Raw genomic sequence first — 15,564 nt, forward strand, 5'->3', positions numbered from 1 at the left:
TCAGGAAAGCAAATGTTCAGGAAGGATATCGTTATCCCGTCTGGCGCAGTAGCGCTTGCACTCTGTGTCTTCTCAATTCAGGCAGATCCGCTTAAGCCAACCCAGTACGGCGATTTCGATCGCTACGTTCTGGCCCTTTCCTGGCAAACCGGATTTTGCCAGAGCATGGTCGAACGTAACCGTGACGAACCGGAAGAGTGTCGCCTGCAAAAAGAGAGCAGCAACAAAACCGATTTTCTGACCGTCCACGGCTTATGGCCAGCATTGCCGAAATCGATTGCCGCTCGCGGAGTGGATGAACGCCGCTGGATGCGCTTCGGCTGCGCCACTCGTCCGGTTCCGAATATGCCGGAAGCAAAAGCCAGCCGCAAATGTGACGCCGCAGAGACCGGACTATCGCTAACGGGCGCGGCGAAGCTGAACAGCGTGATGCCCGGCGCGGGCGGCAACTCCTGCCTTGAACGTTATGAATACGCGAAACACGGCGTCTGCTTTGGTTTTGATCCCGACGCTTACTTCGGCACCATGGTGCGCATGAACCAGGAAGTGAAGCACAGCGCGGCAGGAAAATTTCTGGCGGAAAACTATGGCAAAAGCGTCCGCCGCAGCGACTTCGATGCAGCCGTGGCCAAAAGCTGGGGAAAACAGAGCGTAAAAGCGTTCAAGCTTACCTGCCACGGCAATCCGGCTTATCTGACCGAAATGCAGATCTCGCTGAACGCCAGCACCATCAACAACCCACTCTCTGCCGGCTCCTTTGCGCCACAGCCGCATCCGGGCAACTGCGGCAAACAGTTTGTCATTGATAAAGCCGGTTACTGATGCTGCGCCGGGCAACTTTTTGCCCGGTTTTCATTGGTTTCGTGATATGACGATTAACCTCACACTTCCGCTCACACGCATCATTTTTCCAGCAAAAGCATTATTAATCCGGTAAACATCACTGAAACCTCCCCGTCATAATCGTGGCGTTATCTACAGGAGGAATTTCACATGGCTAAAAAACTGATTGCACTGTGCGCCTGCCCGATGGGCCTGGCACATACCTTCATGGCAGCCCAGGCGCTGGAAGACGCGGCGACGGAAGCCAGTTATGAGGTAAAAATTGAAACCCAGGGCGCGGACGGGATCCAGAATCGCCTGACCCCGCAGGATATTGCCGACGCTGACATTATCATCCACGCCATCGCGATCACCCCGGAAGACAATGAACGCTTCGAAACGCGCGACGTGTATGAGATTACGCTTCAGGACGCCATTAAAAACGCGGCAGGCACCCTGAAAGAGATCGAAGAGATGATTGCAGCAGAACAATAATAATCTTCACATCCAGGGGTTTTCGTCATGGCTATTAAAAAACGCAGCGCGGTTCGCCCGGACAGTCACGAGGGTGACACACTTGCCATCAAATCCGCACCGGTTGCCGCCGGTGCGTCTTTCTGGAAAGAGCTTCCACAGCACATTATGTCGGGGATATCCCGCATGGTGCCAACACTTATCATGGGCGGGGTTATCCTCGCCATTTCACAGCTTATCGCCTACGTCTGGCTGGAGATCCCGCCTGACACCGGTATTCTCGACGCGCTTAACTCAGGCAAATTCACCGGTTTCAATCTCTCGCTATTGAAATTTGGCTATCTGACTGAATCGTTCGGCGGGCTGCTGTTCAGCTTCGCCATCCCAATGTTTGCCGCCTTTGTCGCCAACTCTATCGGCGGAAAACTGGCCTTCCCGGCCGGGTTTATCGGTGGCCTTGTCGCCACGCAGCCGACGCTGGTGCTGAACTTTGATGCGGAAAAACTGACCTGGCTTGCCACCAAACCCGTGCCCTCCACGTTTATTGGCGCGCTGATTATCGCCATAGCCGCAGGCTATCTGGTCAAATGGCTGAATAGCCGCATTAACGTTCCACAGTATCTGCTGGCCTTTAAAAGCACCTTTCTGATCCCAATCCTCTCGGCGCTGTTTGTAATGCTGGCGATGTATTACATCATCACGCCGATTGGCGGCTGGCTGAATGCAGGTATGCGGACCGTACTGCTGGCGGCGGGTCAGGCGGGCTCCATGATGTACGCCATCGGGATGGCGGCGGCCACGGCGATTGATCTTGGCGGCCCCATTAACAAAGCGGCGGGATTTGTTGGCCTGGGGCTGACAACCGATCATGTCCTGCCCATCACCTCCCGCGCCGTGGCGATTGTTATTCCGCCCATTGGTCTGGGGCTGGCCACGCTGATTGACCATCGTCTGACCGGCAAACGCCTGTTTAGTCCGCAGCTTTATCCGCAAGGCAAAACGGCCATGTTCCTCGCCTTTATGGGCATCAGTGAAGGGGCCATCCCGTTCCTGCTGGAAAATCCGCTTGCGACGCTGCCGGCGTATATGGCGGGCGCGATCGCCGGTGCAATGACTGCCACCGCGCTCGGTGCCGTGCAGTGGTTCCCTGAATCGGCGATCTGGGCGTGGCCACTGGTCACCAATCTGGGAGCGTACATGCTCAGTATTGTGGTCGGGGCGGCGATCACCGCGCTGTTGGTAGTGATTATTCGTAACAGTCTGCACAAGCGCGGGAAACTCGCTATCGACACGCTGTAACGGGGTGAACCATGGAATTACTGAGAAGGCTTCGTGCCTGGCTGGCTGCGGAAAAACTGGACGGCGTGCTCATCTCTTCGCGCCAGAATAAACAGCCGCACCTGGGCATTTCAACCGGTTCGGGATATGTGCTGGTGACACAAACCGCGGCACATATCCTGGTGGATTTCCGTTACTACAGCGATATCGCTTCACGAGCGGCGGGCTATGAGATGCATCTGCTTAACACGGAGAACCCGTTTGCGCAGGCGGTGAACCAGATTATTGCGAAGGAAGCTCTCACCCGTCTTGGCTTTGAGGGTGAATACGTGAGCTGGCAAACAGGCGTGCTGTGGCGCGATACGCTGAATACCGCCCTTTGCAGCACCTCGCTTGACGCGCTGCGGCAGATAAAAACCGCTGACGAAATCGACCGTATCCGTGCAGCATGCGGCATTGCCGACCGCGCCGCACAGCACATCCGGCGTTTCATTCAGCCCGGTATGCGCGAACGTGAAGTCGCTGCCGAGCTGGAGTGGTTTATGAAGCAGGAGGGCGCGGACAAGCCCTCTTTCGACACCATTGTCGCCAGCGGGCCGCGCGGTGCGCTGCCCCACGGCAAAGCCTCTGACAAAGTGATTATGCCTGGCGAGATGATCACCCTTGATTTCGGCGCCCAACACCAGGGGTATTGCTCGGATATGACAAGGACCTTTCTTGTCGCCGGGCAAAACACGCCGCCGGAGGAACACCCTCTCTATGCGGTGTACCAGATCGTTCTGGCGGCACAACAGGCAGCTATTGATGCCATCCGCCCCGGCGTTTCCTGTCATCAGATCGATAGCGCCGCACGTTCCGTGATTGAACGTGCAGGTTACGGTCCGCAGTTCGGGCATAATACCGGCCATGCCATTGGTATTGATGTTCATGAAAATCCACGTTTTTCCCCTACCGACCGCACCCCGTTGCAGCCCGGCATGGTGCTGACCGTTGAGCCGGGGATCTACCTTGAACACCTGGGCGGGGTACGAATTGAAGATGTGGTGCTGGTGACGGAAACGGGCGCCGAGGTGCTTTATACCTTCGACAAACGGCTATTGCTGACGGGAGAATAAGAGTGGACAGAGATTTACTGCGCGCCCTGAGCGAAGCAGACGCCATTGCGACCTCAGAGCAAGAGGTGCGCGACATCCTGCTCAGTGAGGCGCAAAAGTACCATAAAGAGGTTCAGTTTGATGGGCTGGGTTCCGTGCTTATCCGCGTCAACCAGAGCCGGGGCCCGAAGGTGATGGTCTGCGCCCATATGGATGAAGTCGGTTTTATGGTGCGCAGCGTCTCGCGCGAAGGGGCCATTGATGTCCTGCCCATCGGCAACGTGCGCATGATGGCCCGTACCCTTCAGCCGGTGCGCATCACCACGCGTAACGGGAAAAAAATACCGGGACTGCTGGATGGGGATCTGAAAGGAGAAAACGTTGACAATTTGCGTGTCGACATTGGCGCGACGTCGGCGGAGGAGGTGTTCGCCGCCGGTATCGACGCAGGCGACCGCGTGACGTTCGATACACCCTTTCAAATCCTTCCCCACAATCGGGTGATGGGTAAAGCCTTCGACGATCGTCTCGGCTGTTACCTGCTGATCGCGCTGCTGCGCGAGCTGCACCAGACGCCGCTCGACTGCGAGCTTTGGCTGGTGGCCAGCTCAAGTGAAGAGGTCGGCCTGCGCGGCGGCCAGACCGCCACGCGCGCCATTCATCCTGATATCGCGCTGGTGCTGGATACCGCCTGCTGGTCAAAAAATTTCGATTATGGCAGCGCCAACCATCGCCAGATCGGTGCGGGCCCGATGCTGGTGCTGTACGACAAAACGCTCATCGCCCCAGCCAAACTGATTGCGCTGGCTGAGACAATCGCGCGCTCGCAGGGGATCCCGCTGCAAAAAGACATGTTCAGCAACGGCGGAACGGACGGCGGGGCGATCCATCTCTTCGGCACTGGCGTGCCGACTCTTGTGCTTGGTCCCCCTACCCGACACGGGCACTGCGCGGCATCCATTGCCGACGAAAAAGACATTCATCACACCCAACAACTGCTTGTCGCGCTTGTGGCAGGCATGAACCGTGAGACCGTGGATCATCTGACGGACTTCAGATGCTGATCTCACGCGGCCAGGAGGAAGTATGCTTTCAATTGAATTTTTCTGCCCACTGCCCAACGGCCTGCATGCGCGTCCGGCCTGGGCGTTAAAAGAGCAGTGCAGCGCATGGCGCAGCGACATCCGTTTTATCAACAGACGGCTTCACACTCACGCGGATGCCAAAAGCTCGCTGGCGCTGATCAGTACCGGTACGCTGTTTAATGACAGCTGCGTGCTGGAAATTAACGGCAGCGACGAGGAGCAGGCCCGACGCGTGCTGGAGGCGTATCTCACCGGCGCGTTTATCGACAGCGACAGTATTCCCTCCGGCGACGCGCCGCACGTTGCGCATCCCCTGCCCCGCTCGCTTGTAAGGCTTGCTCCCCATCTTCAGCACGGCATTACGCTCGCCAGTGGCATCGGGGCTGGCACTCTGCGAGGCTGGCAGAGCGATAACCTCAAACGTTATTGTCAGATCCCCGCCTCGCCGGAAGATATTACCCGCCTGGAACACAGCCTGGCGACGCTGGCCGAACAGCTCAACCACCGCTTGCGCGGGCTGGACGGCGAGAGTAAAACCATTCTCAGCGCGCATCTTTCGCTGATCCAGGATGAGGAGTTTGGCGGCACCATACGCCGACTGATCGCCGAGGAGCGGCTAAGCCTTGCGGAGGCGATCATTCGTAATATGGAGCTGATCTGCGACAAGCTGTCACTCTCCGCCAGCGATTACCTGCGTGAACGCGTCAGCGATATTCGCGACATCAGCGAGCAGCTTCTTAACATTACCTGGCCGGAGTTGCAGCAAACCTCCGCATTCACCCTTAGCGCCCCCACCATTCTGGTGGCGGAAGATCTGACGCCCAGCCAGTTTCTCAGCCTCGACACGCAGTACCTGAAAGGCATGGTGCTTGAAAAAACAGGCCGGACGTCGCATACGCTGATCCTGGCACGCGCGGCCTCCGTGCCTGTGCTGAGTGGTTTAACGGTCGCCTCACTGGCGCCGTTGATGGGAAAAGAGGTCATTCTGGACGGCATCTGTAGCGTGCTGGTCGTTGAACCCAACGACGCGGTGAATGATTACTACAGCGTGGCGCAGCGCCTTGCCGACCGACGCCACCAGCAGCAGATTAAAGATGCGGGTCTTCCAGCGCTCACCCGCGACAACGTACCGGTAGAGATTGCCGCCAACATCGGCAGCGCGCTGGAAGCGCCCGGGGCGTTTACTTGCGGCGCGCAGGGTATCGGGCTGTTTCGCACTGAAATGCTGTATATGGACAGAGACACCGCGCCGGACGAGCAGGAGCAATTCGAAGCTTATCAGCAGGTGCTGCTCTCCGCGCAGGGCAAGCCGGTCATCTTTCGCACAATGGACATCGGCGGCGATAAGCAGATCCCTTATCTGAACATTCCCCAGGAAGAAAACCCGTTCCTCGGCTATCGCGCCGTTCGCATTTATCCCGAATTTGCCGATCTCTTCCGCACCCAACTGCGCGCGATCTTACGCGCAGGCGCAAGCGGCAATGCGCTGTTGATGATCCCGATGGTGCACAGCCTCGATCAGATTTTATGGATCAAACAGGAGCTGCAAAACGTTCGTGACGCCCTGGCCTCACAGGGGTTACGTCACACCGCGCGCCTGCCGCTGGGGATCATGGTTGAAGTGCCTTCAGTCTGCTTTATCATCGATCACTTCTGCGAAGAGGTGGATTTCTTCAGTATCGGCTCGAACGATATGACTCAGTATCTCTACGCTGTTGATCGCAACAACCCGCGCGTGTCGGGGCTGTATAACCCCATCACACCGTCTTTTTTACGCATGGTTCGCCAGATCGTCACCGCAGCGCATCGTCACGGGAAATGGGTCGGCATTTGCGGGGAACTTGGCGGAGAGCAGCGCTACCTCCCTCTTCTGCTTGGGCTGGGCTTAGATGAGTTCAGCATGAGCGGGCCGCGCATCCCTGCGGTAAAAACCCAGTTGCGTCAGCTGGACATGGCGACCTGCCGGGCGCTGGCAGATAAGGCCTGCGACAGCCGCAGCGCAGAGGAGATTGAAGCCCTGCTGGCGGATTTCACACCGGAAGCGCCGCCGCGTCCATTGCTGGCGCTGGAGACTATCGTGGTCAATGAGCCGCTGACCTCAAAAGAGCAGGTGCTTCAGTTCTTATGCGGAAATCTTGCGATTCATGGCAGGACCGAAAACCCGCTCGAGCTTGAAGAAGATCTCTGGCAGCGCGAAGAGATTGTCACCACCGCCGTCGGGTTTGGCGTGGCGATCCCTCACACCAAATCGCAATGGATACGCCACTCCAGCATCAGCATTGCCCGTCTGGACAAGGCGATTGACTGGGAGTCGGATTTGGGCGACGTCGAGCTGGTGATCATGCTGACGCTCGGCGCTCAGGAAGGGATTAATCACGTGAAGGTCTTTTCCCAGTTGGCGCGGAAGCTGGTCAATAAAACATTTCGCGAGTCGCTGTTTGCAGCAACGACGCCGCAAAGTATCCTGGATCTGTTGAACGCAGAAATCACGTTCTGACTGTCACTGAAAGCGTGCGCGATACTCCCCCGGCGTCAGGCCAAACTGGCGCCGGAACAGACGGCTAAAATAGTCGCTATCGGCATAGCCGCAGCGCTTCGCCACTTCCCCCACCGGCAGGTGGTATTTTTGCAGGATGGTTCTCGCCTTCGCCATACGCACCCAACGAACGTAATCCACAAAACTCATCGTCCCCTGTTGAGAGAACAGGCGTGACAGATGGTTAGCCGAAATATTAAACAGCGAAGCGACGCTGTCCCGCGACAGGGGTTCAGCATAGTTTTCCTGCACCCAGTTACAAATGCTCTGATAGAGGAAATCCCCGCGCGACACTCCCGGTTCAGGCAGCGACGACACCACTTTACGGCACCAGTGCAGCAGGCTCAGCACCAGTGGTTGAATAATAGCCTGGTCCTGCGGGGAAGCGCTCAGGTGCGTCAGGGCCATCAGCATCGCGGCACACTCACCTCGTTCAGGGTGAGGAAGCTCCACGTGTCGCTGCGCAGGCACGGATCGCCCGTGCCGGGTATCATGAAACACCAGCCCCAGCCACGACGGCGCGAAAAGAATGCTCAGCAGCATGACCGGTCGTTCAAACACCGGGACGCTGGCGGCCTGGGCGGGAAGAAACAGCATTTCCCCCTGGTGGAGGGGCTGCTGCCCGGCAACCAGTCTGTTGCCATATTCCCCGCGAAGAACGACGTCAAGCCGTGGCCAGTCGCGGCTCACGCTTCCGACAGCGTCAGACGCGCCACGATGAGCAAACCAGACTCGCCCCAACTGCTGTGGGTTGAGCACCAGGCCGCTCAACAGATCGGCAAAAAACTGCTGATCGGCGGGCAACAGGGTTGCGCGCATATTACCCCCTGCGCGCATCCGGGCGTACCAGGTCGAAGCGATGGCTATCACTGATGGCATAGTAGGCCGTCGGTCCACCCGCACGCAGAATGGGCTGCGCTTTCGCGGTCTGGTAAATCCCCTCTTCCAGCAAACTCTCGGCGATATGGACGCCCACGACTTCGCCGAGCACCAGCCAGGTATCAATCGGTGTCCCATCCGCGCCGGTAAGCTGAATGCACTGTGACAATCGACACTCGAAATTCACCGGGCTTTCCGCCACGCGCGGCGAGCTCACAAGCTGGCTGGCTACGGGCGTCAGGCCGGCAAAGGTAAATTCATCCTCGCCATGAGGGAGCGTGGCGGAGGTTTCATTCATCGCCTCGGCCAGATCGCGCGTTGCGAGGTTCCAGACAAACTCCCCCGTTTCGGTAATATTCCGCACGCTATCCTTCCAGCCATTGCTGGAAAAACCAATGATCGGTGGGCGATAGTTAAAACAGTTAAAGAAGCTGTACGGGGCAAGGTTCAGTTGACCGGCCTTATCACAGGATGAGATCCAGCCAATTGGACGTGGACCGATAATGGCGTTCAGCGGGTCGTGCGGCAGGCCGTGCCCCTGAGAAGGTTGGTAAAAGTACATATCGCTCTCTCTACGCTGGGGCTGCAACGTGCATTGCCCGGGTTCAGTCTTTCCAGCGTAACGAAATTTCCGTTCAGCGTGAATCGGGACGCCGGGTTTATTGCCAAAAATTCATATGGCGCATGATTGTGACCTTCATCACTTCAAACTTACGGTTTCAAACAGTATCATCAGCTAAGTTAAACCCTCGCTGCCAGACGGCGAGGGTTTTCTTTTGGATTGGTTTCTGCGTTACACGCAGCATTAACGACATGGAGTAAAAATGTCCAGACCTACGATTATCATCAATGAACTCGACGCAGAACGTATTGACCGACTGTTGGAGAAACCAGAATTCGCCTCGCTGCCGGTAGCCGATGCGCTGAACGAAGAGCTAGACCGGGCGCAGATGTGTACGCCTGAGACCATGCCGCATGATGTGGTCACCATGAACAGCCAGGTGAAGTTCCGCAACCTGACCACCGGCGAGGAGCTCACCCGTACGCTGGTCTATCCGGCGCAGATGACCGACAGCAGCACGCAACTGTCGGTGCTGGCACCCGTGGGCGCGGCGCTGCTTGGACTGCGCACAGGCGATACTATCCACTGGGAACTCCCGGGCGGTGCCTCAGCTCACCTGGAAGTGCTTGAGCTGTTCTACCAGCCCGAAGCCGCTGGCGATTACCTGCGTTAATCCCTTCTGAACAAGCGACCCCGCTTTGCACAGAGGATGCACCCGCATCCTCTTTCCGCAAATTCACCCGATTGTGTTATATCGGACAAAAACCGCTTAATCCACGCTTACTCTGTTGTGGTGCCGTGGGGACGGTCATGGGTGAGATACTTGTTATCACACTGGTTTTTCTCATCATCCTGGCGATCCTCGTCGTGGCCGTGCTATACCTTGAGCGCCACTGGTGAGTGAGGAACCTCACACAACGCCGCCGGGGAAGGCATTCACCAGTCCCTTCACTTTCTGCTGCGCTGCCTCCGGGGTGTCTGCACCAGGCACCAGGATCACCTTGCGGCACTCCTCCTCCCGTTTTTCGAAGATTTTATAGGCGCGCTCCGCATCAGCCAGCGGAAGATAGTGGGTGACAATATCTTCCGGTGTAAGCAGCCCTTTTTCGATAAGCGGCAGCAGCTCTCCCAGCCAGGCATGGACGTGGGTCTGCCCCATCTTAAAGCTCAGCCCTTTATCGAAGGCATCGCCAAACAGGAAGCCGTGTATAAAACCGGCATACACGCCCGGCACGCTGACCACGCCTCCGCGCCGCACCGCAGCAATGCACTGGCGCAGGGCTTTGCCGCTGCTGCCTTCAATTTTCAGGTTACTGAGGATCGTTTCCGTGGTGCTGCCTTTGGCCTCAAACCCGACGGCATCAATCACCGCATCCACTCCGCGCTGTCCGGCCGTTTGCTCAATGATTTTCTCCGCCGCGTCGTTATCGTCATCAAAGTTAATCGGGATCGCGCCGTAGCGCTCCTGGGCAAACCGCAGTCGATAGGGATGATGATCAACCACAAAAATCTGCTCTGCGCCGAGAAGCCGCGCGCAGGCAATGGTCAGTAGCCCCACCGGCCCGGCCCCGAATACGGCGACGCTGGAGCCTCTCTGAATCTGCGCATTTTTCGCCGCCTGCCAGGCGGTAGGCAGAATATCTGACAGGAAAAGCGCTTTGTCGTCAGACAGCAGTTGAGGCACTTTAAACGGCCCCACGTTGCCTTTCGGGACGCGCACATACTCCGCCTGTCCGCCCGGCACGCCGCCGTAAAGATGGCTGTAGCCAAACAGCGCGGCAGGGGCGGGAATTTGCTTTTTGTTCAGCGCCGCGCCCTGCCCGCGATTCGTGTTTTCGCAGGCCGCGTACTGTTGCATCTGGCAAAAGAAGCAGTCACCGCAGGCAATTACAAACGGGATCACCACCCGGTCACCTTTCTGCACGTTCTTCACTTCGCTCCCGCACTCCACCACCTCGCCCATAAATTCATGACCAAAGATATCGCCATGCTGGACCTTGGGAATTTTTCCGCGATAAAGATGCAAATCAGAACCACAGATCGCCGTGGCCGTTACGCGCAGGATGATATCGTCAGGCTGTTCGATGCCCGGATCGGGGACATTATCGACCCGAACATGATGTGGACCGTGATAGGTGAGAGCTTTCATGCAACCTCCGAAAGGGTGTGGGTAAGCTTATAAAAGGGTAGCTACCTCTCGGGATCTGCCCCGGAATCCGGCTGTTTTGAGATTTATCCTGGCGAGATAAAAAAGTGCTGTCGGGATTACAGAAACCATTTATATTTTGTGGTTGAATGATTCCAGCGTTTATTAACAAGGAGAAACGGTTATGTATCAAACAATCATTATGCCGGTTGATGTTTTTGAAATGGAACTGAGTGATAAGGCTATACGTCACGCGGAATTTCTCGCGCAGCAGGACGGAATTATTCATCTTCTGCATGTTTTGCCGGGCTCTGCCAGCCTGAGCCTGCATCGTTTCGCTGCTGATGTGCGTCGTTTTGAAGAGCATTTACAGCACGAAGCCGAGACGCGCCTGCAAACCATGGTCGGGCACTTCAGCATCGATCCTTCCCGCATCAAAACCCACGTCCGGTTCGGTAGCGTGCGCGACGCCGTTAATGAGCTTGCCGGGGAATTAAATGCCGACGTGGTAGTGATTGGTTCACGTAACCCTTCCATCACCACTCACCTGCTGGGGTCGAACGCCTCCAGCGTGATCCGCCACACCCACATTCCGGTGATGGTCGTCAGATAAAAAAAGAGGCCACCTTTAGGTGGCCTCTGGCATTGCAGGTGTCGTCTTGCTTTCTTTTATTATGCAGTTTTGGTGCGGATCAGGTAATCAAACGAACTCAGCGACGCTTTCGCACCTTCACCGGTAGCGATGATGATCTGTTTGTACGGCACGGTGGTGCAGTCGCCCGCCGCAAATACGCCCTTAACGCTGGTTTCGCATTTCGCATCGATGATGATCTCGCCCATGCGGTTACGCTCAATAGCGCCTTCCAGCCAGGTGGTGTTTGGCAGCAGGCCAATCTGAACAAAGATCCCTGCCAGCGCTACGCTGTGGATATCGCCGCTCACGCGGTCACGGTATTCCAGACCAGTCACTTTGCTGCCGTCGCCTTTCACTTCTGTCGTCTGGGCATTGAGCACAATGTCGACGTTATTCAGGCTACGCACCTTATCCTGCAACACCCGGTCCGCTTTCATCTCCGGAGCGAACTCCAGCAGGGTAACGTGTTCCACAATTCCCGCCAGATCGATAGCCGCTTCCACGCCGGAGTTACCGCCGCCGATCACCGCGACGCGTTTACCTTTGAACAGCGGGCCGTCACAGTGGGGGCAATAGGTCACGCCTTTGGTGCGATACTGATCTTCGCCCGGGACGTTCATGTTGCGCCATTTCGCGCCGGTGGCAATGATCACGCTGCGCGCCTTCAGCACCGCGCCGGACGCCGTTTCAATCTGGTGCAAACCACCCTCGACCGCCGCCGGAACCAGTTTGCTGGCGCTCTGGCTGTCAATGACATCCACGTCGTAGTCGCTGACGTGCGCTTTCAACGCACCGGCCAGCTTCTGGCCTTCGGTTTTCGGCACGGAAATGTAGTTTTCAATGTCTACGGTATCCAGAACCTGACCACCGAAACGCTCGCCCATCAGACCGGTACGGATCCCTTTACGTGCGGAGTAGACCGCTGCCGCCGCGCCCGCCGGGCCTGAGCCAACAATCAGCACGTCATAAGCATCGCGTTGGTTCAGCTCTTCCGCCGCGCGTTTTTCTGCGCCGGTATCCACTTTGGCGACGATTTCGGTCAGCGTCATGCGCCCCTGGCCGAACTCCTGGCCATTCAGGTAAACCGCCGGAACGCCCATCACGTTGCGCTCGGTGATTTCGTTCTGGAACGTACCGCCGTCAATCGCCGTGTGCTTAATGCGTGGGTTGAGGACTGACATCAGGTTCAGCGCCTGCACCACGTCCGGGCAGTTGTGGCAGGAGAGCGAGTAATAGGTTTCAAACTCAAAATCACCGTCGATATCGCGGATCTGCTCCAGCAGCGCCTGCGCTTCTTTTGACGGATGACCACCGGTCCACAGCAGCGCCAGCACCAGGGACGTAAATTCGTGCCCCAGCGGAGAGCCCGCGAAACGCGGCCCCTGGTCAGACCCTGGGTTGGCGATCAGGAAAGAAGGCTTACGGACTGCCAGCGTGTTGTCTTCTTTGAAGGTCACTTTCGGCGACAGCTCAGCAATCTCTGTCAGCAGTGCTTTGATTTCTGCCGATTTCGCGCTGTCGTCCAGCGTGGCAATCAGCTCAACAGGTTTGGTCAGTTTCTCAAGGTAGGCCTTGAGCTGGGTTTTCATGTTAGTGTCGAGCATTATTCTTCCCTCTCTTAAAACGTCATCATGCAAGCCGCCTTATACGGGCTGCCTGAATGCAACTTGCATCATGGTGCTGGAATGAAATGGGCGCGGGGAGCGCCCATGACTGAAACAATTTCCAAAGTATTTCGCGTCAGAGCAAGGCGGCTAGCCTGAGAATCCCCGGGAGCTTACTAAAGTAAGTGACCGGGGTGAGCAGGCGACGCCAACGCAGCTATGGCGTGAAAAACGACGGAAATTTAGATCTTGCCGACCAGGTCCAGAGATGGCGCCAGCGTCGCTTCGCCTTCTTTCCATTTCGCCGGGCACACTTCGCCTGGGTGAGAAGCAACGTACTGAGCCGCTTTCACTTTGCGCAGCAGGTCAGATGCATCACGGCCGATACCTTCAGCGGTAACTTCGATAGCCTGGATAATGCCCTGCGGGTCAACAACGAAGGTCGCGCGGTCTGCCAGGCCTTCATCTTCACGCATGTTGTCGAAGTTACGGGTCAGGGCGCCAGTCGGGTCGCCGATCATCGCGTATTTGATTTTCGCGATAGTTTCAGAGCTGCTGTGCCACGCTTTGTGGGTGAAGTGGGTATCGGTAGAAACAGAGTAAACGTCTACGCCCAGCTTTTGCAGTTCTTCGTAGTGGTCTGCCACGTCGCCCAGTTCGGTCGGGCAAACGAAGGTGAAGTCAGCCGGATAGAAGAAGAACACGCTCCAGCGGCCTTCGATATCTTTCTCGGTTACTTCGATGAACTCACCGTTTTTGAACGCCTGGTTTTTGAAAGGTTTAATTTTAGTGTTAATCAAAGACATCTGTACTTCCTCCGTGTTTTCGTTGAGATGTAAGGTAACCAACTTTATCCATCGGGGCTAATGCGTATGCTTTATCAAATCAATCAGCCAAACCTTACAACAGCAACAAGACAGCAAGGTGAACCTTTTACAGGAAAGCCTGAAAGTAAAAAGGCCGCCTCAACGGGCGGCCCTGATACCTGAATTCCCCGCAGGTACATTCAGTGCCAGCCGAAGCTGGCGTTGCGTTGCGCTCTACATACCTTGTATCAAGGCCGTAACAGCGCTTTGATTACAGCACCCCTGCGCGCATTGAGCAATGCATAAGAGGGATAGTCCTGCCTATGGCTGTGATAGGCAGTATCGAAGAGGTCTCTGAAAGATTATAAATTTAATTTCATTATGGGTTTCACGCTATATATAAACACCACTTTTCATTCAAATAATTCAATCAAACTTTAAAGATAAAATTATCTTAATTAGTCTTGAAGTTATGTTTCAATAATCCAAAGCCGTGATATATTAAGATCACTTAAATTTTAAATTAAGCGAGTTATTCACACGGATTGTAAAGGGTAACTTCCCTCTGTCGTACTCCAGGATGGGATAACGACAGCAAACTCAACTCACTCAGGACGAAACATGGCAAACCTCTACGACCTAAAAAAATTCGATCTCAATCTGTTAGTCATCTTCGAATGCATTTACCAACATCTCAGTATCAGTAGGGCTGCCGAGACGCTTTATATCACGCCATCCGCCGTCAGCCAGTCGCTGCAACGCCTGCGCGGTCAGCTTAATGACCCCCTGTTTATCCGTTCAGGGAAGGGAATTACGCCAACCACGGTAGGTACCAACCTGCATCATCATCTGGAAAAAAATCTCAATCAGCTTGAGCAGACGATCAACATGATGCATCACTCGGACATCAAAAAAAAGTTCGTTATCTATTGCTCTCAAATGGTGTCTCCTGGTTCGATGCTCGAACCGTTGAAGCTGTTAATATCTGAAGAGAATTATGAGATAGAGCAAAGAGACATGCTCATTTCCTCCGAATCAGCGGAAGATTTGTTGGCCTATCGTAAGGCCGATCTCATCTTCTCTATCGCACCTATCCACAATCGCTCTGTGGTCTGCACCCACTTCACCACGGTGCCGATAGCCTTAATCTGTAGAGCAGACCACCCAAGGCTCGCTGACGCAGTCACGCTGGAAGTGCTATACCAGGAGAAATTCACTTTTTACCAGAGTGCTCATCCGGGTGTAAAAGAGTTTCAGAGTCGCGCAAATGACGCGTTTCCGGAAAGAAATATTGCTTTTCGTACGGACTCCCTTAGCTCTCTCATCTCCATGGTCTGTTCATCTGATCTGTTAGGCTTCATCCCCGTGTCGATCTATGAAACATATAAAGAACCGTTGAAATTAAAAAGGCTTGAGCCACCGTTTGAGCTGCCTGAATTAAAGATCTATATGCTCTACAGCCGTTCATCACTGAATAGCACTGTTTTTTCAACATTCATTGAAAAAATGCATAAGCTCTGCGTTTCTCCGCCGTCGGCGTAAAATACATTTGCATGGTGAATGCAAATAAGGCAACCCGAAGAAAATGCCCCCGTGAAATTAAGGACAAATAATTCCATAATATCGTTTTGTTTTTTTCCAGAC

The 15,564-nt window shown here is 55.5% G+C and carries 15 protein-coding genes; 10 read left to right on the forward strand and 5 right to left on the reverse strand.

The genetic code is table 11. The features are described 5' to 3' along the window. Positions 1-12 precede the first annotated feature (12 nt). From rna to ptsP, 6 genes are all read left to right on the forward strand, one after another. Positions 13-822 carry a ribonuclease I gene (rna, locus tag AM329_RS10850; RefSeq protein ID WP_023324308.1) on the forward strand — a complete coding sequence of 270 codons (810 nt, stop codon included), beginning with the start codon at positions 13-15 and terminating at the stop codon, positions 820-822. Between the two features lie 171 nt (positions 823-993). Further along, positions 994-1,317 (forward strand): PTS fructose transporter subunit IIB, encoded by a 324-nt coding sequence (locus tag AM329_RS10855; protein ID WP_032608840.1) that lies wholly within the window; start codon positions 994-996, stop codon positions 1,315-1,317. Positions 1,318-1,344: 27 nt separating this feature from the next. Then, positions 1,345-2,595, forward strand: a complete 1,251-nt coding sequence (locus tag AM329_RS10860) for a PTS fructose transporter subunit IIC (protein ID WP_003858745.1) — start codon at positions 1,345-1,347, stop codon at positions 2,593-2,595. Between the two features lie 11 nt (positions 2,596-2,606). Beyond that, the gene (gene ypdF / locus AM329_RS10865) at positions 2,607-3,689 is read left to right on the forward strand and encodes an aminopeptidase (RefSeq protein WP_032608839.1); all 1,083 of its coding nucleotides are present in this window, start codon (positions 2,607-2,609) and stop codon (positions 3,687-3,689) included. Between the two features lie 2 nt (positions 3,690-3,691). Beyond that, entirely contained in the window at positions 3,692-4,732 is a 1,041-nt protein-coding gene (ypdE, locus tag AM329_RS10870) for an aminopeptidase (RefSeq protein ID WP_032608838.1), read from the forward strand. Between the two features lie 22 nt (positions 4,733-4,754). Next, complete coding sequence (gene ptsP, locus AM329_RS10875) at positions 4,755-7,250, forward strand: phosphoenolpyruvate--protein phosphotransferase (protein ID WP_022650591.1); 2,496 nt, start codon at positions 4,755-4,757, stop codon at positions 7,248-7,250. A 3-nt stretch (positions 7,251-7,253) separates the two neighbouring features. Here the strand turns inward: ptsP and AM329_RS10880 are convergent, their stop codons facing one another. Continuing rightward, positions 7,254-8,108 carry an AraC family transcriptional regulator gene (locus AM329_RS10880; protein ID WP_032608836.1) on the reverse strand — a complete coding sequence of 285 codons (855 nt, stop codon included), beginning with the start codon at positions 8,106-8,108 and terminating at the stop codon, positions 7,254-7,256. A gap of 1 nt (position 8,109) precedes the next feature. Continuing rightward, entirely contained in the window at positions 8,110-8,730 is a 621-nt protein-coding gene (locus tag AM329_RS10885; protein ID WP_003858756.1) for a flavin reductase family protein, read from the reverse strand. 262 nt (positions 8,731-8,992) lie between these two features. On the opposite strand from AM329_RS10885, the gene rnk reads away from it, so the two are divergent. Further along, on the forward strand, positions 8,993-9,403 hold the full coding sequence (gene rnk, locus AM329_RS10890) for a nucleoside diphosphate kinase regulator (RefSeq protein WP_032608834.1): 411 nt from the start codon (positions 8,993-8,995) through the stop codon (positions 9,401-9,403). A gap of 137 nt (positions 9,404-9,540) precedes the next feature. Then, positions 9,541-9,630 carry a small membrane protein YldA gene (gene yldA, locus AM329_RS26270; RefSeq protein ID WP_015571155.1) on the forward strand — a complete coding sequence of 30 codons (90 nt, stop codon included), beginning with the start codon at positions 9,541-9,543 and terminating at the stop codon, positions 9,628-9,630. Between the two features lie 10 nt (positions 9,631-9,640). Here the strand turns inward: yldA and AM329_RS10895 are convergent, their stop codons facing one another. After that, positions 9,641-10,879, reverse strand: coding sequence for a zinc-dependent alcohol dehydrogenase (locus tag AM329_RS10895; RefSeq protein WP_022650589.1), 1,239 nt, complete (start codon positions 10,877-10,879; stop codon positions 9,641-9,643). Positions 10,880-11,060: 181 nt separating this feature from the next. Here AM329_RS10895 and uspG point away from each other — a divergent pair, with 181 nt between their 5' ends. After that, the gene (gene uspG, locus AM329_RS10900) at positions 11,061-11,489 is read left to right on the forward strand and encodes a universal stress protein UspG (protein ID WP_022650588.1); all 429 of its coding nucleotides are present in this window, start codon (positions 11,061-11,063) and stop codon (positions 11,487-11,489) included. A 59-nt stretch (positions 11,490-11,548) separates the two neighbouring features. Here uspG and ahpF read toward each other — a convergent pair whose 3' ends face one another. Both ahpF and ahpC read right to left on the reverse strand, forming a co-directional pair. Continuing rightward, on the reverse strand, positions 11,549-13,114 hold the full coding sequence (gene ahpF, locus AM329_RS10905) for an alkyl hydroperoxide reductase subunit F (RefSeq protein WP_032608833.1): 1,566 nt from the start codon (positions 13,112-13,114) through the stop codon (positions 11,549-11,551). Positions 13,115-13,356: 242 nt separating this feature from the next. Further along, positions 13,357-13,920: an alkyl hydroperoxide reductase subunit C gene (gene ahpC / locus AM329_RS10910; RefSeq protein ID WP_003858764.1), complete on the reverse strand. Its 564-nt coding sequence runs from the start codon at positions 13,918-13,920 to the stop codon at positions 13,357-13,359. A gap of 621 nt (positions 13,921-14,541) precedes the next feature. Here ahpC and AM329_RS10915 point away from each other — a divergent pair. Then, positions 14,542-15,462, forward strand: coding sequence for a LysR substrate-binding domain-containing protein (locus AM329_RS10915; protein WP_022650586.1), 921 nt, complete (start codon positions 14,542-14,544; stop codon positions 15,460-15,462). The last annotated feature ends 102 nt before the right edge of the window (positions 15,463-15,564 follow it).

This window comes from Enterobacter cloacae complex sp. AR_0002 (assembly GCF_001922365.1).
Classification (GTDB): Bacteria; Pseudomonadota; Gammaproteobacteria; order Enterobacterales; family Enterobacteriaceae; genus Enterobacter; species Enterobacter hormaechei_C.

Bases quoted from the DNA above. Each gene is read 5' to 3' on its own strand.
- rna (WP_023324308.1), top strand. From the start codon at position 13: ATGTTCAGGAAGGATATCGTTATCCCGTCTGGCGCAGTAGCGCTTGCA.
- AM329_RS10855 (WP_032608840.1), top strand. From the start codon at position 994: ATGGCTAAAAAACTGATTGCACTGTGCGCCTGCCCGATGGGCCTGGCA.
- AM329_RS10860 (WP_003858745.1), top strand. From the start codon at position 1,345: ATGGCTATTAAAAAACGCAGCGCGGTTCGCCCGGACAGTCACGAGGGT.
- ypdF (WP_032608839.1), top strand. From the start codon at position 2,607: ATGGAATTACTGAGAAGGCTTCGTGCCTGGCTGGCTGCGGAAAAACTG.
- ptsP (WP_022650591.1), top strand. From the start codon at position 4,755: ATGCTTTCAATTGAATTTTTCTGCCCACTGCCCAACGGCCTGCATGCG.
- AM329_RS10880 (WP_032608836.1), bottom strand. From the start codon at position 8,108: ATGCGCGCAACCCTGTTGCCCGCCGATCAGCAGTTTTTTGCCGATCTG.
- AM329_RS10885 (WP_003858756.1), bottom strand. From the start codon at position 8,730: ATGTACTTTTACCAACCTTCTCAGGGGCACGGCCTGCCGCACGACCCG.
- rnk (WP_032608834.1), top strand. From the start codon at position 8,993: ATGTCCAGACCTACGATTATCATCAATGAACTCGACGCAGAACGTATT.
- yldA (WP_015571155.1), top strand. From the start codon at position 9,541: ATGGGTGAGATACTTGTTATCACACTGGTTTTTCTCATCATCCTGGCG.
- AM329_RS10895 (WP_022650589.1), bottom strand. From the start codon at position 10,879: ATGAAAGCTCTCACCTATCACGGTCCACATCATGTTCGGGTCGATAAT.
- uspG (WP_022650588.1), top strand. From the start codon at position 11,061: ATGTATCAAACAATCATTATGCCGGTTGATGTTTTTGAAATGGAACTG.
- ahpF (WP_032608833.1), bottom strand. From the start codon at position 13,114: ATGCTCGACACTAACATGAAAACCCAGCTCAAGGCCTACCTTGAGAAA.
- ahpC (WP_003858764.1), bottom strand. From the start codon at position 13,920: ATGTCTTTGATTAACACTAAAATTAAACCTTTCAAAAACCAGGCGTTC.
- AM329_RS10915 (WP_022650586.1), top strand. From the start codon at position 14,542: ATGGCAAACCTCTACGACCTAAAAAAATTCGATCTCAATCTGTTAGTC.